15 protein-coding genes and 1 pseudogene are annotated in these 20,878 nt (G+C 71.1%); 8 read left to right on the top strand and 8 right to left on the bottom strand.

Annotated elements, in window-relative coordinates:
* Nucleotides 1–13: 13 nt before the first annotated feature.
* Nucleotides 14–2,527 carry a DUF3516 domain-containing protein gene (locus tag ACFZDC_RS35125; RefSeq protein WP_391330227.1) on the bottom strand — a complete coding sequence of 838 codons (2,514 nt, stop codon included), beginning with the start codon at nucleotides 2,525–2,527 and terminating at the stop codon, nucleotides 14–16.
* 145 nt (nucleotides 2,528–2,672) lie between these two features.
* On the opposite strand from ACFZDC_RS35125, the gene ACFZDC_RS35120 reads away from it, so the two are divergent.
* On the top strand, nucleotides 2,673–3,467 hold the full coding sequence (locus tag ACFZDC_RS35120) for a metal-dependent hydrolase (protein ID WP_391330225.1): 795 nt from the start codon (nucleotides 2,673–2,675) through the stop codon (nucleotides 3,465–3,467).
* Between the two features lie 14 nt (nucleotides 3,468–3,481).
* Here ACFZDC_RS35120 and ACFZDC_RS35115 read toward each other — a convergent pair whose 3' ends face one another.
* The 4 genes from ACFZDC_RS35115 to ACFZDC_RS35100 all read right to left on the bottom strand — a co-directional run bounded on the left by ACFZDC_RS35115 (nucleotide 3,482) and on the right by ACFZDC_RS35100 (nucleotide 8,238).
* Nucleotides 3,482–3,745: a type B 50S ribosomal protein L31 gene (locus ACFZDC_RS35115; protein WP_391330224.1), complete on the bottom strand. Its 264-nt coding sequence runs from the start codon at nucleotides 3,743–3,745 to the stop codon at nucleotides 3,482–3,484.
* Between the two features lie 51 nt (nucleotides 3,746–3,796).
* Nucleotides 3,797–4,261 carry a DUF5709 domain-containing protein gene (locus ACFZDC_RS35110; RefSeq protein WP_391330223.1) on the bottom strand — a complete coding sequence of 155 codons (465 nt, stop codon included), beginning with the start codon at nucleotides 4,259–4,261 and terminating at the stop codon, nucleotides 3,797–3,799.
* A gap of 372 nt (nucleotides 4,262–4,633) precedes the next feature.
* Nucleotides 4,634–6,415, bottom strand: coding sequence for an ATP-binding cassette domain-containing protein (locus ACFZDC_RS35105; protein WP_391330221.1), 1,782 nt, complete (start codon nucleotides 6,413–6,415; stop codon nucleotides 4,634–4,636).
* On the bottom strand, nucleotides 6,412–8,238 hold the full coding sequence (locus ACFZDC_RS35100) for an ABC transporter transmembrane domain-containing protein (protein ID WP_391330219.1): 1,827 nt from the start codon (nucleotides 8,236–8,238) through the stop codon (nucleotides 6,412–6,414). The genes ACFZDC_RS35105 and ACFZDC_RS35100 overlap by 4 nt, the downstream gene beginning before the upstream one ends.
* A 164-nt stretch (nucleotides 8,239–8,402) precedes the next feature.
* Here ACFZDC_RS35100 and ACFZDC_RS35095 point away from each other — a divergent pair, with 164 nt between their 5' ends.
* Both ACFZDC_RS35095 and ACFZDC_RS35090 read left to right on the top strand, forming a co-directional pair.
* Nucleotides 8,403–9,137: a L,D-transpeptidase family protein gene (locus ACFZDC_RS35095; RefSeq protein WP_391330217.1), complete on the top strand. Its 735-nt coding sequence runs from the start codon at nucleotides 8,403–8,405 to the stop codon at nucleotides 9,135–9,137.
* Between the two features lie 108 nt (nucleotides 9,138–9,245).
* Entirely contained in the window at nucleotides 9,246–10,874 is a 1,629-nt protein-coding gene (locus ACFZDC_RS35090) for a peptide-N4-asparagine amidase (RefSeq protein ID WP_391330216.1), read from the top strand.
* 126 nt (nucleotides 10,875–11,000) lie between these two features.
* Here ACFZDC_RS35090 and ACFZDC_RS35085 read toward each other — a convergent pair whose 3' ends face one another.
* Nucleotides 11,001–11,450, bottom strand: a complete 450-nt coding sequence (locus ACFZDC_RS35085) for a MarR family transcriptional regulator (RefSeq protein ID WP_391330215.1) — start codon at nucleotides 11,448–11,450, stop codon at nucleotides 11,001–11,003.
* A 117-nt stretch (nucleotides 11,451–11,567) separates the two neighbouring features.
* Between ACFZDC_RS35085 and ACFZDC_RS35080 the strand changes: the two genes are divergently transcribed.
* Entirely contained in the window at nucleotides 11,568–13,370 is a 1,803-nt protein-coding gene (locus ACFZDC_RS35080; RefSeq protein WP_391330213.1) for an ABC transporter transmembrane domain-containing protein, read from the top strand.
* A 67-nt stretch (nucleotides 13,371–13,437) separates the two neighbouring features.
* Nucleotides 13,438–14,328, top strand: a complete 891-nt coding sequence (mltG, locus tag ACFZDC_RS35075; RefSeq protein WP_391330212.1) for an endolytic transglycosylase MltG — start codon at nucleotides 13,438–13,440, stop codon at nucleotides 14,326–14,328.
* A gap of 12 nt (nucleotides 14,329–14,340) precedes the next feature.
* On the opposite strand, the gene ACFZDC_RS35070 is transcribed toward mltG, so the two are convergent.
* Complete coding sequence (locus ACFZDC_RS35070; protein WP_391330210.1) at nucleotides 14,341–15,435, bottom strand: NAD(P)-binding domain-containing protein; 1,095 nt, start codon at nucleotides 15,433–15,435, stop codon at nucleotides 14,341–14,343.
* Nucleotides 15,436–15,631: 196 nt separating this feature from the next.
* Here ACFZDC_RS35070 and ACFZDC_RS35065 point away from each other — a divergent pair, with 196 nt between their 5' ends.
* Both ACFZDC_RS35065 and ACFZDC_RS35060 read left to right on the top strand, forming a co-directional pair.
* A complete protein-coding gene (locus ACFZDC_RS35065; protein ID WP_391330208.1) occupies nucleotides 15,632–16,054 on the top strand; it encodes a secondary thiamine-phosphate synthase enzyme YjbQ in 423 nt (140 codons plus the stop codon).
* A gap of 366 nt (nucleotides 16,055–16,420) precedes the next feature.
* Nucleotides 16,421–18,583 (top strand): SpoIIE family protein phosphatase, encoded by a 2,163-nt coding sequence (locus ACFZDC_RS35060; RefSeq protein WP_391330206.1) that lies wholly within the window; start codon nucleotides 16,421–16,423, stop codon nucleotides 18,581–18,583.
* 171 nt (nucleotides 18,584–18,754) lie between these two features.
* On the opposite strand, the gene ACFZDC_RS35055 is transcribed toward ACFZDC_RS35060, so the two are convergent.
* Nucleotides 18,755–19,939, bottom strand: a complete 1,185-nt coding sequence (locus tag ACFZDC_RS35055; protein WP_391330204.1) for a type III polyketide synthase — start codon at nucleotides 19,937–19,939, stop codon at nucleotides 18,755–18,757.
* A gap of 730 nt (nucleotides 19,940–20,669) precedes the next feature.
* Here ACFZDC_RS35055 and ACFZDC_RS35050 point away from each other — a divergent pair.
* Nucleotides 20,670–20,878: pseudogene (locus ACFZDC_RS35050) on the top strand (DNA-directed RNA polymerase subunit alpha); the annotation flags it as partial.

Raw genomic sequence — 20,878 nt, 5'->3', positions numbered from 1 at the left:
GATTCTCCTGTGCTCAGAGCTGCCCGACATCGGTGACGCGTACGACCGCACGGCCCTCGGTGTCGGAGGCCGCGAGGTCGATCTCCGCGCTGATGCCCCAGTCGTGGTCGCCGTTCGGGTCGTCGAAGATCTGGCGGACGCGCCAAAGGCCGTTCTCCGGCTCCTCCTTGATGACCAGCAGCTTGGGGCCGCGGGCGTCGGGGCCGGTGCCGAGGTCGTCGTACTCGTCCCAGTACGTGTCCATCGCCTCGCCCCACGCCTCGGCGTCCCAGCCGGACTCGGCGTCCAGCTCGCCCAGTTCCCCGACCTGGTCGAGGGCGGCCAGCTCCACGCGGCGGAACATGGCGTTGCGGACGAGGACGCGGAAGGCCCGCGCATTGGCGGTGACCGGCTTGACCTCGTCGGCCTTCTCCTGGGCCTCCTCGGCGGTCATCTCCTCCGGGTTGGCCAGCTGCTCCCATTCGTCCAGCAGGCTGGAGTCGACCTGGCGCACCATCTCGCCGAGCCACTCGATCAGGTCCTGCAGGTCCTCGGACTTCAGATCGTCCGGGATGGTGTGGTCGAGGGTCTTGTAGGCGCTGGCGAGGTAGCGCAGCACGATGCCCTCGGTGCGGGCCAGCTCGTAGTAGGACACCAGCTCCGTGAAGGACAGCGCCCGTTCGTACATGTCCCGGATCACCGACTTCGGCGACAACGGGTGATCGCCCACCCAGGGGTGGCTCTTGCGGTAGGTGTTGTACGCATGGAAGAGCAGCTCTTCCAGCGGCTTGGGGTACGTGACGTCCTGGAGGCGCTCCATGCGCTCCTCGTACTCGACACCGTCGGCCTTCATCGCGGCCACGGCCTCACCGCGCGCCTTGTTCTGCTGGGCGGCGAGGATCTGCCGCGGATCGTCCAGGGTGGACTCGACCACGGACACCATGTCGAGGGCGTAGGAGGGCGATTCCGGGTCGAGCAGTTCGAACGCGGCGAGCGCGAAGGTGGACAGCGGCTGGTTGAGGGCGAAGTCCTGCTGCAGATCGACCGTGAGCCGGACGATGCGGCCTTCGGCGTCCGGCTTGTCGAGTTTCTCCACGATCCCGCCGTCCAGCAGCGAGCGGTAGATCGCGATCGCCCGCCGGATGTGCCGGAGCTGCTGCTTGCGCGGTTCGTGGTTGTCCTCGAGGAGATGGCGCATCGCGTTGAAGGCGTTGCCGGGGCGGGCGATCACCGACAGCAGCATCGTGTGCGTCACCCGGAACCGCGAGGTGAGCGGCTCGGGTTCGGACGCGATCAGCTTCTCGAAGGTGTTCTCCGTCCAGCCGACGAAGCCCTCCGGCGCCTTCTTTCGCACTACCTTGCGGCGCTTCTTCGGGTCGTCGCCCGCTTTGGCGAGGGCCTTCTCGTTCTCGATGACGTGCTCGGGCGCCTGGGCCACGACAAGTCCCGCCGTGTCGAAGCCGGCCCGGCCCGCCCGGCCCGCGATCTGGTGGAACTCGCGGGCGCGCAGCGTGCGCACCCGGCTGCCGTCGTACTTGGTCAGCGCGGTGAACAGGACGGTCCGGATGGGCACGTTGACGCCTACGCCGAGCGTGTCCGTACCGCAGATGACCTTCAGCAGGCCGGCCTGGGCCAGCTTCTCCACCAGGCGCCGGTACTTGGGCAGCATGCCGGCGTGGTGGACGCCGATGCCGTGGCGGACGTAACGGGAGAGATTGCGGCCGAACTTGGTGGTGAACCGGAAGTTCCCGATCAGCTCGGCGATCTGTTCCTTCTCGTCGCGCGAGCACATGTTGATGCTCATCAGCGCCTGGGCGCGCTCCACGGCCTGTGCCTGGGTGAAGTGCACGATGTACACCGGGGCCTGCTTGCTCTCCAGCAGGTCGGTGAGCGTCTCGGTGAGCGGGGTGAGCTGGTACTCGTAGGACAGCGGCACCGGGCGCGTGGCCGAGCGGACCACCGCGGTGGAGCGGCCGGTGCGACGGGCGAGGTCCTTCTCGAAGAAGGACATATCGCCCAAAGTGGCCGACATCAGGATGAACTGCGCCTGTGGGAGTTCCAGCAGCGGGATCTGCCAGGCCCAGCCGCGGTCACCCTCCGCGTAGAAGTGGAACTCGTCCATCACGACCTGGCCGACGTCCGCGCCCTTGCCGTCGCGCAGCGCGATCGACGCCAGCACCTCGGCGGTGCAGCAGATCACTGGCGCGTCGGCGTTCACGGAGGCGTCGCCGGTGAGCATGCCGACGTTCTCGGTGCCGAAGAGTTTGCACAGTTCGAAGAACTTCTCCGACACCAGCGCCTTGATCGGAGCCGTGTAGAAGGTGACCTCGTCCCGGGCCAGCGCGGCGAAGTGCGCGCCCGCGGCGATCATGCTCTTGCCGGACCCGGTGGGCGTCGAGACGATCACGTTCGCCCCGGAAACCACCTCGATCAGCGCCTCTTCCTGGTGGGGGTAGAGGGTGAGGCCGCGCTCCTGCGCCCACGACTCGAAGGCTTCGTACAGGGCGTCGGGGTCGGCGGTCGGCGGCAGCTGATCGATGAGGGTCACGCCCCCATCTTGCCTGGCCTTCTCCTCGAGGGGGGAATCGGCTGCGGATACGAAGATCATGACCGCTACGCTGTGTCGCCGGCGGAGGGTCGGCACACCAGGTCAACTGGACAGCGGCACATGAGGAACGGGGCGGGAAGCGACCATGATGGGACCAGCACACTCACTGTCGGGGGCCGCGGCCTGGCTCGGCGTCGGAGCGGCGGCCGTCGCGGCCGGGCACCCGATGCCCTGGCCGGTCCTGCTCGTCGGCGCGCTGATCTGCGCCGGTGCCGCGCTCGCCCCGGACCTCGACCACAAGGCGGCCACCATCTCGCGGGCCTTCGGGCCGATCTCGCGGTGGATCTGCGAGATCGTGGACAAGCTGTCGTACGCCGTCTACAAGGCGACCAGGAAGACGGGCGACGCGCGCCGCTCGGGTGGCCACCGCACGCTGACGCACACCTGGCTGTGGGCGGCCCTCATCGGCGCGGGCAGCTCGGCGGCGGCGATCGCCGGAGGCCGTTGGGCGGTGCTGGCGATCCTCTTCGTGCACATGGTGCTGGCGATCGAGGGCCTGCTGTGGCGGGCGGCCCGGGGTTCGAGCAGCGACGTCCTGGTGTGGCTGTTGGCGGCCACGAGCGCCTGGATCCTCGCCGGGATCCTGGACAAACCGGGCAACGGCTCCGACTGGCTGTTCACCGCGCCGGGTCAGAAGTATCTGTGGCTGGGCCTGCCGATCGTGCTGGGCGCGCTGGTGCACGACATCGGGGACGCGCTGACGGTGTCCGGCTGCCCGATCCTGTGGCCGATTCCGCTGGGCCGCAAGCGCTGGTATCCGGTGGGGCCACCGAAGGTGATGCGGTTCCGGGCGGGCAGCTGGGTGGAGCTGAAGGTGCTGATGCCCGTGTTCATGCTGCTCGGGGGAGTGGGCTGCGCGGCGGCCCTCAACGTGATCTGACGCCCCCGGCCCCGTCAGGTCGCCTCGTCCGACCCCGCCCCGCCGTACCGGCGCTCGAACCGGGCGATGCGGCCTTCGGTGTCCACCGTGCGGGCCTTGCCCGTGTAGAAGGGGTGGCTCTCGGAGGAGATCTCCACATCGATCACCGGGTAGGTCTCGCCGTCGTCCCACTCGATGGTCTGCTCGCTGGTCGCGGTCGACCGGGTGAGGAAGGCGTAGCCGGCGGCGCGGTCGCGGAAGACCACGGGGCGGTACTCGGGGTGCTTGTCCTGCTGCATGGCGGCTCCTCGCGTGGGGCGGTCGGGCAGGGGGCGTCGGTGCCGTCCGCGTCAGCCGGAGTCCTCGTCGACGATGTGCATCGCCGCCTCCTCGGCGGAGGCGGCCGCTCCGTCGACGCCGACGTCGGTGGCGACGAGGGCGCTCTCGTCGTCCTCGTGCGCACCCTCGTCGGGGGCTACCAGGCGGCCGGAGCGCAGATGGCCCACCTCGTTGTCCAGGAGTTCCCCGTCGGTGCCGTCACAGTCGCCGATGCCGTCGCCGTCGGGCGCCTCGGCATCGGGCAGCTCTTCCGCGAGTCGCTGATCCAGCGTCTCCCCGGTCAGGCGTTCGCGCGCCGTCACCCCGGTGTGCTCCACCGCCCACGGCCGCTCGGGAGGGGACCAGCCGCGGTCCAGGGGGTCCTCGACGCCGTCGAAGTCCAGTGTGTCCTCGACGTCGAGCACACCCGAGTCCTCCCGGATCTCCGAGGGATCGGGCTGGTAGACGTCGTCCCCCCATCCGTCGGCGCTGTCCACGGGTACCTCCAGGTGGTGAGGACGGCCTCGTGCCCCCGCGAGGGGCAGCGCGCCGCCGGCACGCTCGGAACGGGTTCCACGCGCTGGGAACCTACGGGTTCCCGGCCTTTCCCCGAGCCGGTGCCGCTATCCAGCCTTCCACCCCTGTTCGGCAGTGCGCAACGGCACGGGGCGTGGTCCGGTGCTTCGCGCCTCCGCCAGACCCTGTCTGCGTGCCCCTGCCCGGGCCCGCCCCGGCAGGCCGAGCGGCTCACTGCCGCAGGGACGCATCCCCGTACGGGCCCGGAGCGACCGGCACGGCCGGCCGGGACCGTGCGCGGCACGGCGCGGGCATGCCCTCGCAACCCGCCGCCCGGCCCCACCGGTGATTCCTCATCCGTGCCAGGAACGCCACAGCGCCGCGTACGCCCCCTCCGCCGTGACCAGCTCCTCGTGGCTGCCCAGCTCGCTGATGCGACCGTCCTCCACGACGGCGATCACATCCGCGTCGTGCGCGGTGTGCAGGCGGTGGGCGATGGCGACCACCGTACGGCCGTCGAGGACCCGGGCCAGGGAACGTTCGAGGTGGCGCGCCGCGCGCGGGTCGAGCAGCGAGGTCGCCTCGTCCAGGACGAGGGTGTGCGGGTCGGCCAGCACCAGTCGGGCCAGCGCGATCTGCTGGGCCTGCGCCGGGGTCAGCGCCAGGCCGCCGGAGCCCACCTCGGCGTCCAGCCCGTCGTCCAGTGCCCGCGCCCAGCCGTCCGCGTCGACCGCGCCCAGCGCCGCCCACAGCTCGGCGTCGGTGGCGCCGGTGCGGGCCAGCAGGAGATTGTCGCGCAGGGAGCCGACGAAGACGTGATGCTCCTGGTTGACGAGGGCCACGTGCGAGCGGACGCGTTCGGCCGGCATCAGGGACAGTTCCGCGCCGCCCAGGGTGATGCGACCGTCCCGCGGTGCGTAGATGCCGGCGAGCAGTCTGCCCAGCGTGGACTTGCCCGCGCCGGAGGGACCGACCAGGGCCAGCCGGGTACCCGGGGCGACCTTCAGGGAGACCTTGCGCAGCACGTCGACGCCCTCGCGGTAGCCGAAGTGCACCCGGTCGGCGTGCACGTCCCGTCCGCCGGGTGCCACCGAGGCGTCCCCGGCATCCGGCTCGATGTCCCGGACACCGACCAGACGGGCCAGCGACACCTGGGCGACCTGCACCTCGTCGTACCAGCGCAGAATCAGGTTCACCGGGTCGACGAGCATCTGCGCGATCAGCGCCCCCGTCGTCAGCTGGCCGACCCCGATCCAGCCCCGCAGCACGAAGGCACCGCCGACCATGAGGACCGAGCCCAGCACGATGAGGTGGACGGCGTTGATGACCGGGAAGAGCACGGACCGCAGCCAGAGGGTGTACCGCTCCCAGGCGGTCCACTCCTTGATCCGCCGCTCCGACAGGGCGATGCGCCGGGCGCCCAGGCGGTGCGCCTCGATGGTGTGGCCCGCGTCCACCGTCTCGGCGAGGGCGGCGGCGACGGCGGCGTACCCGGCGGCCTCGGAGCGGTAGCCGGAGGGTGCACGCCTGAAGTACCAGCGGCACCCCGCGACCAGTACCGGCACCGCGAGGAGCACGGCGGCCGCGAGTGGCGGGGCCGTCACGACGAGCCCGCCGAGCAGCAGCAGGGCCCACACGACACCGATCGCCAGCTGCGGCACGGCCTCGCGCATGGCGTTGGCGAGGCGGTCGATGTCGGTGGTGATGCGGGAGAGCAGGTCGCCCGTGCCCGCCCGCTCCAGCACGCCCGGCGGCAGCCCCACGGAGCGAACGAGGAAGTCCTCGCGCAGGTCGGCCAGCATCCGCTCGCCGAGCATCGCACCCCGCAACCGCACCTGCTGCACGAATCCGGCCTGCACCACGAGCGCGAACAGGAACAGCCCGGCGGTCGGGCCCAGATGAAGCTCCCGCGCCCCGTTCGACACCCGGTCGACGAGGCCGCCGAGCAGGTACGGGCCCACCATGGAGGCGATCACGGCCACGGTGTTGACGGCGATGAGGTGCAGGAAGGCCACCCGGTGCCGGCGGAACAGCTCGGTCACATAGGCGCGCACGGTCGCGGCGGCACCGACGGGCAGGGTGGTGGCGGTCGTCGGGGCCGCCGGGTCGTACGCCGGTGGCGCAACGCCGATCATGCGCTCTCCTCGATCTCTTCCAGCTTCTCGAAGGCACCCAGGAGGGCGCCCTTCTCGGCCGGCTCCACATCCGCGCCGGCCGCGGCTGCCTCGTCGTCGGTCTCCCGTGTCACCACGGCCCGGTACCGCGGCTCGGTGTCGACCAGTTCGCGGTGCACACCCACTGCCACGACGGCGCCCTCGTGGACGAGGACGACCCGGTCCGCGCGGTCCAGCAGCAGCGGCGAGGAGGTGAACACCACCGTCGTGCGCCCCGAGCGCAGCCGCCGCAGCCCGTCGGCGATCCGGGCCTCGGTGTGCGAGTCGACCGCGGAGGTCGGCTCGTCCAGCACGAGCACCTCGGGATCGGTGACGAGCGACCGGGCCAGCGCGAGCCGCTGGCGCTGGCCGCCCGACAGGGAGCGGCCGCGCTCGGTGATGCGGGCGTCCATGGGGTCGGCGGTGTCCAGCGAGCCCTGCACCAGCGCGTCCAGCACGTCCCCGCACTCCGCGGCCAGCAGCGCGTCCGCGGCCGCCACGGCACCGGACGAGGGCACGTCGAGCAGATCGCGCAGAGAGCCGGAGAGCAGCACCGGGTCCTTGTCCTGGACGAGGACGGCGGTGCGGGCGCTGTCGAGCGGGAGTTCGTCCAGGGGGACTTTGCCGAGCAGCACCGAGGGACCCGGCTCGGCGGGGTGGCCGCCCAGCCGTTCCGCGAGCCGTCCGGCCGCGTCCGGGTCGCCGCACACCACCGCGGTGAGTCGGCCGGTGGGTGCGAGCAGCCCGGTTGCCGGGTCGTACAGGTCGCCGCCGGGCACCGCGGCCTCGCGGGAGCCGTCGGCATCCGTGGACCGCTCGAGGGACAGCACGCGCGCCGCCCGTTTGGCCGAGGGCCGCGAGAAGGAGTACGCCATGGCGATCTCCTCGAAGTGCCGCAGCGGGTAGTTGAGGACCATGACCGCGCTGTAGACGGTGACGAGTTCGCCGACCGTGATCCGGCCCTGGCGGGCGAGGTGGATGCCGTGCCAGACGACCGCGATCAGCAGCAGCCCGGGCAGCAGCACCTGGATCGCGGAGATCAGCGACCACATCCGGGCGCTGCGCACGGCCGCGTGCCGTACCTCCTGCGAGGCGCGGCGGTAGCGGTCGAGGAACAGTTCCTCGCCGCCGATCCCGCGCAGCACCCGCAGCCCGGCGACCGTGTCCGAGGCCAGCTCGGTGGCCCGGCCCGCCTTCTCGCGCTGGACATCGGCGCGGCGCGTGGCCCGGGGCAGCAGGGGCAGCACGGCGAGCGCCACGACCGGCAGACCCACGGCGACGACCACGCCCAGGTCGGGTTGGTAGAAGGCCAGGCCCACGCAGACCACGGCGACTGTCAGCGCGGCGGCGGTGAAACGGGAGACGGCCTCGACGAACCAGCCGATCTTCTCCACATCGCCGGTGGAGACGGCCACCACCTCGCCGGCCGCGACCCGCCGGGTCAGCGCGGAGCCCAGCTGGGCCGCCTTGCGCGCCAGCAACTGCTGGACACGGGCTGCGGCAGTGATCCAGTTGGTGACGGCGGCCCGGTGCAGGAAGGTGTCGCCGACGGCGATACCCGTGCCGCACAGCGCCATCAGACCACCGGTCAGGGCGAGCCGGGTGCCGGAGTGGTCGATGACCGCCTGGACGGCGAGACCGACGCAGAAGGGCAGGACGGAGACGGAGACGAAGTGCAGCAGGCCCCAGGCCAGTGCCTTGAGCTGTCCGTCCAGCTGATTGCGCCAGAGCCACCACAGGAAGCGAGGACCCGAACGTGCGTCTGGTACGCCCGGGTTGGAATACGGAAGGTCTTGAATCTGCATGACGTCCCAGTGGCTCGTGTCAGGGAGGGCGGGGGCGGCAACAAGCCGTGACAGGGTCGCGTCGCAGCGTGGTGAATTTCAAACGGTTTTCCCGGACGGCCTGGGAAATCCGCCGGCTTCCGGCCAGGTGCAGTCGCCTGATCGGGCCATGCCACCATGGGGGCGTGCAGATCGACGGCGTGCGGCGTGTGACGGTCGCGGTGGCGGCTCTTGGAACCTTCCTCGCGGCCCTGTCCGCGTGCGGCGGGGCGGGGCGCGGTACCGGCGGCCCCCAACCCGGCGGCCAGGCCGGGCACTCCCGTGGGGGCAGCCGCGGCCCGCACGGCATCCCGGGCGTCGGCGCCCGCCTGCAGGGGCGGATTCCCAGCGACTCCGGGCAGGTGGTCGCCGTCTACGGCGACGGCAAGGACTCGGCGGACTCCACGGTCGTGCTCTACGCCAAGCACGGCGCGGCATGGCAGCGTATCCGCAGTTGGACGGCGCACAACGGCAAGAAGGGCTGGACCACCGATCACCACTCCGGCGACCGGCGCAGTCCCGTAGGCGTGTTCACCCTCACCGACGCGGGTGGCGTACTCAAGGACCCGGGCGCCGGACTGCCGTACACGCAGGACGCTTCCTTCGCCGCCCCGCCCTGGTGGGCCAAGTCGCACTGGCACGACTTCGACTACGTGATCGCCATCGACTACAACCGCGTCAAGGGCACCCCGCCGAACGATCCGACGCGCCCCGAGGGTGAGGACAAGGGCGGGAGCATCTGGCTGCACATGGACCACGGCAGCGGTACGTCGGGCTGCGTCAGCATGTCCAAGCCGGCCATGGAGTACCTGCTGCGCCGACTCGACCCGGATCAGCATCCCGTGGTGGTCATGGGAGACAAAGCGGACCTGATGCGCTGAGCCCTGGCGCCGAACTCAGGCGGACGGCGGGGGTCCGACCACAGTCCCTGGCACGGATGGCGGGACGCGTCATTGCGGGGCGGGCCGACTCCCCGTAGAACACCGGCCATGAGAAGACGGATGGTCATGTCCATGCTCGCCGGAGCGACCCTTCTGGTGAGCACGCTCTTAGGCACCGGGGCCACGGTCGCTCGGGCCGTGGCCCAGCCGCCCGGTCGAACCGCCGACGTGCCGGCCGAGTTCGGCACCGACTGGCACGACCCGGTGACGGCCGCCCCGACCGTCGACCGGCCGCACACCAAGTCCTGCCAGGTCACCCTGGCCGAGGCCCGGTTCCGTGACTTCACTCCCTACCGGGGCGCGTACACACCGCCTCAGGACTGCGGCGACCGCTGGAGCAAGGTCGTCCTGCGTCTCGACGGCAACGTGAAGGGCCGTCAGTACGACCGCCTCGGTTATCTGCACGTCGGCGGGGCCGAAATCCTGCGCACCTCGACGCCCGAGCCGTCGCCGGACGGTATCGAGTGGCACGTGGAAAAGGACGTCACCCGGTACAGCGACACCTTCCGTGGCCCGCAGGGCGTCGAGATGCTCATCGGAAACGTGGTGGACGACACCTACACGGGCGTCATCGACGTCAAGGTGACGCTCACCTTCTACGCGGGCCGCCCCGAGGCCCCCGACCGCGTCCTCACCCTCGCCGGCACGCCCGACGGCACGACCCTCACCACCCCGCGCAACAGCGAGCGGATCGTCACCGAGGTGTACGCCACCGGATCCGGCGGCGGTTGCGAGGAGTTCTGGTACCTGACCGTTGCCGACCCGGCGTCGTACTCCTGCAAGGCCGACCACGGGCCCTACCGCGAGGTGCAGATCAAGGTCGACGGCCGACTCGCCGGAATCGCGGCGCCGTTCCCGAACGTGTGGACCGGTGGCTGGTCCAACCCCTTCCTCTGGTACGTCGTCCCGGGGCCGCGCGCCTTCGACGTCCGGCCCATCGAGTACGACCTCACGCCCTTCGCCGGGCTCCTGAACGACGGCCGCCCGCACCGCGTCGAGGTCTCCGTCGTGGGCGTCCCCGCGGGGCAGGCCGGGTGGAACGCGCCCGTCAACGTCCTGGTCTGGCAGGACGCGCACCGCGCCCGGGTCACCGGCGCGCTCACCGCGGACGAGGCGACCGGCATCGCCAACTCCTCGACCTGCACGCCCGGTTCCGAGAACCGCGTGGACACGCGGGCCGGACACCGGCTCACCGTCTCGGGATACCTGAACACCTCCCACGGCCGGGTGACCACCACCGTCACCCGCACGCTCGCGAACACCTCCGCGCACCGCTGGACCGACGGGGAGAACATGGACGGGCTGGACGCGACCTGGACGGACGACGAGACCGTCGCGGTGCGGGGGCAGCGCCCCGCGTGGACCACGCACACACGCCGGACGTACACGATGAACGGCGCCACGACCCTCGGCGCCGACGACCGGCTGCGCACGGTGCTGACCCTCGGCGACCGGGCGGCGGTCGTGGAGCGGCAGGGCGGCCGGCGCACCGCCTGGTCGCGGTTCGACGACACCTACAGCGGGGACGCCGTGTACACGATCAACGTCCCGCGCGACCAGCGGCATGCGGTCGGCACGTCGAGCGAGCGCTACCGCGTCCACGGCTCGAACGGCTGCTACGACCGTTCGCTGACCACGGTTCAAGGGGTACTGACGGAGGACCGCAGCCGCTGCTGAGGCCGGCGGCCGGTGCCGCCCTCGCGCCGGTGGCGGTCGTCATGAACCCCGCCCCGGCGCCGGTGACTCGCACCCTTACCGCACGCCGCCTCCGCTGCGATCTCCTGGAGCGGGGGCCGCGGCCGGTCAGCAGCGGTTGGCGGTCTCTCCGTCGATCAGGGTGTCCAGCAGCACGCCGAGCACCTCGCGCTCCTTCTCCGTCAGCGGAGCGAGGATCTCCTCGGCGGCCGACCGGCGTGCCCCGCGCAGCTCGCTCAGGGTCGCCCGGCCCTCGTCCGTCAGCTCGATACGGGTCACCCGCCGGTTCGCCGGGTCCGCCACCCGCCGCACCTTGCCGTGGGCCTCCAGTCCGTCGACCAGCGTCGTCACCGCGCGCGGCACCACCTCCAGGCGCTCGGCGAGGTCGGCCATGCGCGGGGGCGAGCCGTAGTGCGCGAGAGTGCGCAGCAGCCGGGACTGGGCCGGGGTGACGCCCAGGTCGCGCCGCTCCAGGTGGCGCTTCTGGATGCGGTGCACCCGGCGGGTGAGCCGCAGCAACTGCTCGGCGAGCAGGCCGTCGGAATCGGGGCTGGTCATGCGGGAACAATATCAGGATGCCGTTCATTGTGAGTATAGGTAACAATGAGCTACGATCCGATCCGTCATCGTCGGCCGCTCCCGGGGCCGACGACCGCTCACCTCCCGTAGGAGCCCATGCACCCCGACCGTGAGCCCTCCTGGACCCCACCCGCCGACGCCAGGGAACAGCCCCGGCAGGTGCGCCGCATCGTGAAGCTCTTCCGCCCCTACCGCGGGCGGCTCGCGATCGTCGGCGTGCTGGTCGGTGCCTCCTCGCTGGTCTCGGTGGCCACGCCGTTCCTCCTCAAGGAGACCCTCGACGTCGCGATCCCGGACGGCCGCACCGGCCTGCTGAGCCTGCTCGCGCTCGGCATGATCCTGAGCGCGGTCCTCTCCAGTGTCTTCGGTGTGCTGCAGACGCTGATCTCGACCACCGTCGGCCAGCGCGTCATGCACGACCTGCGCACCGCCGTCTACGGCCGCCTGCAGCGCATGTCACTCGCCTTCTTCACCCGCACCCGCACCGGCGAGGTGCAGTCCCGCATCGCCAACGACATCGGCGGCATGCAGGCCACCGTCACCTCCACGGCCACCTCCCTGGTCTCCAACGCCACCAGCGTGGTCGCCACGATCGTCGCGATGGTCGCCCTCGACTGGCGCCTCACGGTCGTCTCGCTGCTCCTGCTGCCGGCCTTCGTGTGGATCAGCCGCCGCGTCGGCAACGAGCGCAAGAAGATCACCACCCAGCGGCAGAAGCAGATGGCCGCGATGGCGGCCACGGTCACCGAGTCGCTCTCGGTCAGCGGCATCCTGCTCGGCCGCACGATGGGCCGCTCCGACTCGCTCACCGCGTCCTTCGCGGAGGAGTCGGAACGACTGGTGGACCTCGAGGTGAAGTCGAACATGGCCGGCCGCTGGCGCATGGCCGTGATCACGATCGTCATGGCCGCGATGCCCGCCGTCATCTACTGGACCGCGGGCCTCGCCCTCCAGCTCGGCGGCCCGAAGGTCTCCCTCGGCACGATCGTCGCCTTCGTCTCGCTCCAGCAGGGCCTGTTCCGCCCCGCCGTGAGCCTGCTGGCGACCGGGGTCCAGATCCAGACCTCCCTCGCGCTCTTCCAGCGCATCTTCGAGTACCTGGACCTCCCCATCGACATCACCGAGCGCGCACAGCCGGTCCACCTCGACCAGATCAAGGGCGAGGTGCGCTTCGAAAAGGTCGAGTTCCGGTATGACGACAAGGGCGGCCCCGTCCTCGACGGCATCGACGTCACCGTCCCGGCCGGCGGCAGCCTGGCCGTGGTCGGCCCGACCGGCGCCGGCAAGTCCACCCTCGGCTACCTGGTGCCCCGGCTCTACGACGTCACCGGCGGCCGCGTCACCATCGACGGGGTCGACGTGCGCGACCTCGACTTCGACACCCTCGCCCGCGCGGTCGGCGTCGTCTCGCAGGAGACGTACCTCTTCCACGCCTCCGTCGCGGACAACCTCCGCTTCGCCAAGCCGGACGCCACCGACGAGGAACTGCACGCGGCGGCCCGGGCCGCCCAGATCCACGCGCACATAGCCGCGCTGCCCGACGGCTACGACACCGTGGTCGGCGAACGCGGCCACCGCTTCTCCGGCGGTGAGAAGCAGCGCCTGGCGATAGCCCGCACCATCCTGCGCGACCCGCCGGTGCTCATACTCGACGAGGCGACCAGCGCCCTGGACAACCGCACCGAAGCCGCGGTGCAGGACGCCATCGACGCCCTGTCGGCCGACCGGACGACCCTCACCATCGCCCACCGTCTGTCCACCGTCCGCGCTGCCGACCAGATCGTGGTCCTGGACTCCGGCCGGGTCGCGGAGCGGGGCACACACGAGGAACTGCTGGAGCTGGCCGGACGGTATGCGGCCCTGGTGCGGCGGGACGCCCAGCTGCAACGGGCGGGCTGATACGCGACCACGACGACAAGTTGACGATATGTCGGGTTTATGACCATATGCGTATTACCGTGCCCGCATGCAGATGAACACTCCGCCACGCAGCACGATGCGACTGACGCGCCGGGGCAGGCTCCTCCTCCTCGTGACCGGCGCCGTCCTGGCCGGCACCGCCGTGGCGGTGCCGCTGCTGAGCCTGAAGAGCGGTCACAAGGAGGCGAAGCCCCACCCGCTGGTCATCCCCGAGGGCTGGCGCGCGAGCCAGGTCTACGACGCCGTCGACAAGGCCCTGGGGCTGCCGCCCGGCAGCACCCGGAAGTCCCTCGGCAAGGCAGCCCTGAAGCTGCCGAACGAGGCCGAGGGCAACCCGGAGGGCTACCTCTTCCCGGCGACCTATTCCGTCCGGAAGGGCGCGACCCCCGAATCGCTGCTGCGGTCCATGGTCGACACCGCCAACAAGAGGTACAACGGGGCACCCATCGCGGCCGGCGCACAGCGCGACGCGATGAACGTGTACCAAGCCGTCACCGTCGCCAGCATCGTCCAGGCCGAGGCCGCCACCAGCGCCGACATGGGCAAGGTCGCCCGGGTCATCTTCAACCGGCTGCAGCGGGGCATGCCGCTGCAGATGGACTCCACGATCAACTACGCGCTCAACCGCAACACCGTCCACACCAGCGTGGCCGACACCCGAATGGAGAGCCCGTACAACTCCTACCAGCGCATGGGTCTGCCGCCCACCCCGATCGACAACCCCGGCGAGAAGGCGATGCATGCCGCGCTCAACCCGCCGCCCGGCGACTGGCTGTACTTCGTCACCGTCAAGCCCGGCGACACCCGCTTCACCGCCGACTACTCCGAGCACCTGCGCAACGTGGCCGAGTTCAACACACGCCACCAGGCGACGACGGCGCAGCCCCAGGAGCCCAGCCGCAGCCCGCAGCTCCCTGCCACCCAGCCACCCGGTTGAGCCGGCCGGACGTCAAGCGCAGGCCGGCTCGACCGGCTCCTCGGCCGGCAGCCGTCCGATGTCCCGCACCGCAGCGCGCCCCGCCCGGTTGGCGCCGACGGTGCTGGCCGAGGGGCCGTACCCGACGAGGTGGATGCGCGGATCGGTGACCGCGCGGGTGCCTTCGACCCGGATCCCGCCACCCCGCTCGCGCAGCCGCAGCGGCGTCAGGTGGTCGAGTGCGGCCCTGAAGCCGGTGGCCCAGAGGATGACGTCGGCGGCAAAGCGTCGACCGTGTGGCCCGTCGTTCCACTCCACCCCGTCCGGGGTGATCCGGTCGAACATCGGCTGCCGGTCCAGGACCCCGTCGGCCAGCCCCTGTCCGATGGCGTCGTTGAGCGGAAGTCCGGTGACCGAGACCACATTCCTCGGCGGCAGACCCTGTCGTACCCGCTCCTCCACCAGCGCGACCGCGGCCCGTCCCACCTCCTCGTCGAACGGCCCCTGACGGAAGACCGGGGGCCGCCGGGTGACCCAGGTGGTGGCGGCCGCACAGGGGGCGATCTCCAGCAGATGCTGGGTTCCGGACGCCCCGCCGCCGACGACCACGACCCGCTGCCCGGCGAACTCCTCGGGCCCGGCGTACTGCGCGGTGTGCAACTGCCGTCCCCGGAAGGTCTCCTGACCGGGATACCGCGGCCAGAACGGCCGGTCCCAGGTGCCGGTCGCGTTGATCAGCGCCCGCGTGGACCAGCTGCCGTCCGACGTCTCCACGAGCAGCCGCCCGTTTTCCCCCTCCCGCACGGCCCGTACGTCGACGGGTCGCCGTACCCGCAGGTCGAAGGTGCGCTCGTACCGGTCGAAGTACTCGCGGACGACCTCCGCCGAGGGCCGTGACGGATCCGCGTCCGTCAGCTCCATGCCGGGCAGGGAGTGCATCCCGTGCACCTTGCCGTAGGTCAGCGACGGCCAGCGGAACTGCCAGGCGCCGCCCGGCCCGGGGGAGTGGTCCAGGACCACGAAGTCACGGTCCGGCTCGAAACCGGTGCGCCGCAAGTGATAGGCGCTGGACAGTCCCGCCTGTCCAGCGCCTATGACCGCCACGTCGACCTCGCGCATATCGTTCACGTTTCCACGAACAGCGAGTCGGTCATGGATCTTCCCGTCCCGCGCCCAGCGACCGTACGGCAGATCACCGTTTGAACCGCGTGTTCACGACGTCGCCGAAGCTTCTCCGGGATGCTTCACGTCGACGAAGGCGGCGGCGATCTGCCTCGGCCGTGCCGTGATGTGTGAAACCTGGCGCATGGGTCAGGATGGGGGCATGTCAGATGCCTTCACGACTCGGATGCTCAATATCACCACCGGTTCCCGGGAGCGGGTCGTCGACCTGACCGACGACTGTGAGGATTTCCTGCGTGAGGCGGCCGCCGGCCGCGACGGCCTGCTGAACATCTTCGTGCCCCACGCGACCGCCGGTATCGCCATCATCGAGACGGGTGCCGGCAGCGACGACGATCTCCTGGCCACCCTGCACACCCTGTTGCCCGCCGACGACCGCTGGCAGCACCGGCACGGCAGCCAGGGGCACGGCCGCGACCACGTGCTCCCCGCGATCGTCCCGCCGCACGCGACCCTTCCGGTCATCGGCGGCCGGCTGGAGCTGGGCACCTGGCAGTCCGTGTGCCTCGTGGACACGAACACAGACAACCCGGACCGGCGGGTCCGGTTGAGCTTCCTGGGGTGACACTCCTGCCTCCAGGAGACCACCTTTTGCCGGTCGGTCGCTGGTCAGGGAGGTCGAACGTCGTCTACGCGTCACGGAATCGGCGTGACGAAGGGGGCGTCGTCCCGGTACATGCGTCAACCGGGGAATGATCAACGTCAACCACAGCAGTACGCCCATCCTGGCTGCCGACGGCCCGGCGAGGTGAGCACGGCCCCGCCGGCCGCGACCTTCCCTCACGGTCCGTGTCTGCCGGGCGATCCGCTGGTGTGGGCGAAGCGACCCCCGGTGTTATTCAATGAGGTGTGCGGTCAGGGATCTCGGGGCCCCGTCGCACGGGTTCGAGTACGGCCCCGGCGCTGCGCCGGGGATTGCTGAGAGAGCCGCATGGACTCCACACCCTCCCCCTCGTCCTCTTCAGCGTTCGACCTGGTCAGCAGCGCCCTGGAGCGATACATCCCGCGCAGTGGAGCGGCAGCGGCCGCCGGTTCCGCCGACGCGGAGCGCGACCGCTCCACCCGCCGACGCGTACCCGACCCGCCGGCAGCCGGCCGTCAGGAGCAGATACTCGGCGCGGTCAACCTGGACAGCGATCTGAGGATCACCCGCTGCAATCTGGACGCCCCCGTATTCGCGGGTCTGGACGCCGTGGCCGGGAGTCCGTTCGTCGATCTCCTGCCCTCCGGGGACGTACCCACGGTCACACGGCGGTTGCGGCAGGTCCTGGAGACCGGTGAGGCGCACGTCGCGCGCATCCAGCGCCTGCGGCGCCGCGACGGGTCGGAGCTGGTGGTCTCGATGAGCATCCTGCCCGCCGCGGTGCCTCAGGAGGGCCTGACCGTCTCCCTGATCGCCATGGCCAGGAGGCTGCACCTGTACGCCGCCGAGACCGCGATCGGCACCTCGCTGGACATCGGCGAGACGGCGCAGTCACTGGCGGAGTCCCTGCTGGCCTGGGGAGACGTGGCCGCCGTCGACCTCGACTTCGCCGTGTGGACGGGCGAGCGAGTCACCGGGCAGGCGCAGGGGCGCATCCGGCTACGGCGGGCGGCCCTGGTGCCGGACCGGGCGTGGCCCGACGGCTACGTCACTCCGGGCGACGATCTTCCCAGCGACGCGAGTCGCCTGCTGGCGCAGGCGGTGCTGCGCGACGACGCCCCGCAGGCCATCGTCATACCCGACCGGGATGCGGTGGAGCGGGTCCTCGGCAGTCCGCGAGTGATGCGTGCCCTGGTGCCCGGTGACCGGTCGGCGGGTGTGGCGTGCATACCGCTGGTCCTGGACGGCGCGCCGCCCGTCGTGCTGGGTGTGGCGGAGGTCTGGCGGCGGGCGGACCGCCCCTTCCGTGACAGCGATCTTTTCGAGCTGCAGGAACTCGTTGCCAGGACCGCCCATCACGTCGACCTGGCCCGTCAGCACCAGCGCGAGCACACGCAGGTGCTGGCGTTGCAGCGTCGGCTGCTGCCCCGGACCGGCGGCGACACCATCGAGATCGCCAGCGTCTACCAGCCCGCCACACCCGACAGCGCGGGCGTCGGCGGCGACTGGGTGAACAGCTTTCCGCTGCCGGACGGCCGTACCGCGCTGGTGGTCGGTGACGTCGTCGGACACGGCCTGGGGGCCGCGGCAACCATGGGCCAGCTGAGCATGGAGGCCCGCGCGCTGCTGTCCGCGGGGCTCGCGCCCGACGAGGTACTGGAGCACCTGGACGCGACCGTGACGCTGCTGGACGACTCGGAGGCCGGGCTGGCGGCCGGCTACAGCGCCCTCGGCTCGACCTGCTGCATCGCCCTCTACGACCCGGTCAGCCACCATGTGGCGCTGTCCAGCGCCGGCCACCTCCCCCCGGTCCTGGTCTCCCCGGACGGGCAGGCGAGCCCGCTCGCCGTCCGCCCTCACCCCGGCCTGGGCGCCGAGTTCGCGCTGCGGGAGCCGTTCGACGTGCACACGTTCGCCGCACCCCCGGGTTCCCTGCTCGCCCTCTACACCGATGGCCTGGTGGAGGATCCGGCCGTGTCGATCGACGAGGGCATCGGCAGGCTTGCGGACGCCGTGTCCACCGTGCATCCCTGGGACGCCCTGCAGAAGGCCGCCCGGCACGCCGTCTCCGCGGTGGCACCCGTGCGCCAGCGCGACGACGTGACCCTGCTGCTCGCGCGGATGATCGGCTACCGCAAGGGGGACACCGCGACCTGGCGGCTGCCCGCCCGCGACGACGCCCCCGCCCGTGCCCGCGAGCAGGTCTCCGCGCTGCTGCGGCAATGGCGCACCAGGGACGACACCCGGGACGACGTGATGCTGCTGGTCAGTGAGCTGGTCACGAACGCGGTGCGCTTCGCCGCCGGTCCCATCACGGTACGGGTGATCAGGGCCGGTCACGGCCTGCTGTGCGAGGTGGGCGACACCGGCAACGGCAGGCCGCGTCTGAGCCGCGGCGGCCCTTTCGACGACGACGGTCGTGGCCTGCACATCGTGCACAGGCTCACCACCCGCTGGGGGGTGCGGTGGACGGACACCGGCAAGGTGGTGTGGGCGAAAGTAGTGAGGTGACGCGGCCGCGGGGCGGGGGCGCGGCCGGCGCACGGGAGCGGCGGCGAGGTGACGGGCGGCATACGTGTCACCCGGCCGCCACCGCCGGTACGGATGGTGCCCTCCGCGGTGGCGGTGGCGTGACCGGTGATAAGGACGGCCCGTTTGCTGGTACCGGTGGTGCGGCCGGCGCTACAGCCACTCCCCTTCCAGGGCGGTGGCGGTGAGGCCCGGTGCCGCCGCGTACAGGACGGCGCGACTGCCCGCCTTCTGCCCGGCATCGTGCGCCCGCCGCAGGATGTCGAACACGGCGGCGCCTCCGCGGTTGCCGCTGGTGTAGCTGTCCCGGCTGTAGTCGAGCAGCCCCGACGGCCACGCGTCGGGCATCGTCTGCTCCATGTACTCCAGCACCCGGGTCCCGCCGGGGTGCGCCAGCAGCACGTCGGGGTGCCAGGAGTCGGGGTCGTCCTGGTAACGGACGCGCAGCCACTCCCACATCGCGGTGACCGTCTCCTGTACGGCACGCGGCCCACGCCGGTCCATCACGAAGTGGGTGCCGTCCGCCCGTGTCTCCAGGCGGTGCAGGTCCTGGGTGCCGGGCAGGGTGTGGTGCCAGGCGGCGTCCAGCCGCAGCACCGACTCGCTCCGCTGGCGGCCCGTGACCACCGCGGCGACCGCGGTGTCCGCGAACAGCAACCGGACGATCAGGGACTCGAGAGTGTCGTCCGCGGGCTGGTAGGTCGTGCTCAGCGCCTCCGCGATGACGACCAGGACCACCCGGTCGGGGTCCGCGGCCACGAGATCCGCCGCCAGCGCCAGGGAGCGGGTCCCCGCGACACAGGCCCACTGGGTGGCCGGCAGCAGCATCACGTCGTTGCGGAGCGGAAGCTTGTTGGCCAGGGCGATGTCCAGACCCGGCAGTGCCGGGGTGGTGGAGTGACTGGTGATCAGGCAGTCGATGTCTGCTGCGTCCAGCCCGGCGATCTGCAGGGCCCCACGCGCCGCACGCTCCCCGTAGGACTGCACGGCTTCCCAGGCCGGCGCCGTGCGCTCCTGGACGGTCTGCGGCCCCGGTATCGCCTCAAGTGCGGCGACCACGCGCTCCACGTCCTGCTGGGTGAACCCGTCGCGCGCCAACGCCTCTTGGGCCGATCCGTTGCCGACAGCCCGCAGGCCGCCGCCGTTGCCGGGCGCTACGGCGGCCTCCAGCGGCAGCATCCACCCGCGGGTCTCGATGCCCGTGCTCGCCGCGATGCCGTCGATCCGCGGCGCCCACGCCGCATGCGGATGCCGATCGCGCACCTCCGCCACGATCTGGCTGGTCTCCACGGAGTGCTCGCCGTGTATCACGGCAGGAGGACAGACGTAAGCGGCCATAAGGGTGCACCTTTCCAGGGGAACAAGCAGGAATGTCACGCATGCTGTGTCCTGGGTCACTTTGGAACTTCGTGCCCAAGAGGTTGCCGATCGGCTCCACTTCGGGAGTCGTTGTCCGTTTCGAGCATGGACGTCAAACAGACATTTCCGCTGTGATGCAGACAACTTAGGCTGTCTCGGCATGCGTGACACGGCGCACACCGCTCAAGCAGCGGCCCTCACGGCGCGGTTACGCGAGCCTTACCTGACTTACCGTCAGCCAGGACGGCTACCTGGTCACTGCGCCGGGGCGCCGCACGCGTGCCGGAGGCGGGCCCCTGTACCTCCTCGCGCAGGAAGGTTTCGTCTTCCCTGACGTCCGGGGCTTGGGAGGTCGATGCCGACCACCCGGCCGAGGCCGTACCCGTCGTATGTGACCTTGCCGCCCACGGCGACCTGCTTGGGAGCGGGCGTGGGGGCCCGGGAGGGGGCTGGCGGGCAGATGACGTTTCGGTGCGGCAGGCCTTGTCGTTGCCCCCCAGTGCGCCTACGAACTGCTCTGGTGGTTGACTCTCAGGGGCAAGGCATAGTTGATCGTTGGACTCCACTCCGGCATGCGCTGAGTCTGCCAACCGGTCGGCAGACGGACGCGAGTCGGGCGGTTCGGCCTCATGGGCGACCGAACCGCCCGTACCCTTCGTGGTGTCCACGGCGTCACATAACGGGCGCCAAACACTGGAGGCAATACCTCGTGCTGATTGCTCAGCGTCCGTCACTGACCGAAGAGGTCGTCGACGAGTTCCGCTCCCGCTTCGTGATCGAGCCGCTGGAGCCGGGCTTCGGCTACACCCTCGGCAACTCCCTGCGCCGTACCCTCCTGTCCTCGATCCCGGGTGCCGCTGTCACCAGCATCCGCATCGACGGCGTGCTGCACGAGTTCACCACCGTGCCGGGCGTCAA

Origin of the sequence: Streptomyces sp. NPDC007905, assembly GCF_042959345.1 — a bacterium.
Classification (GTDB): domain Bacteria; phylum Actinomycetota; class Actinomycetes; order Streptomycetales; family Streptomycetaceae; genus Streptomyces.
This window is presented reverse-complemented; position numbering and strand designations above follow the sequence as displayed.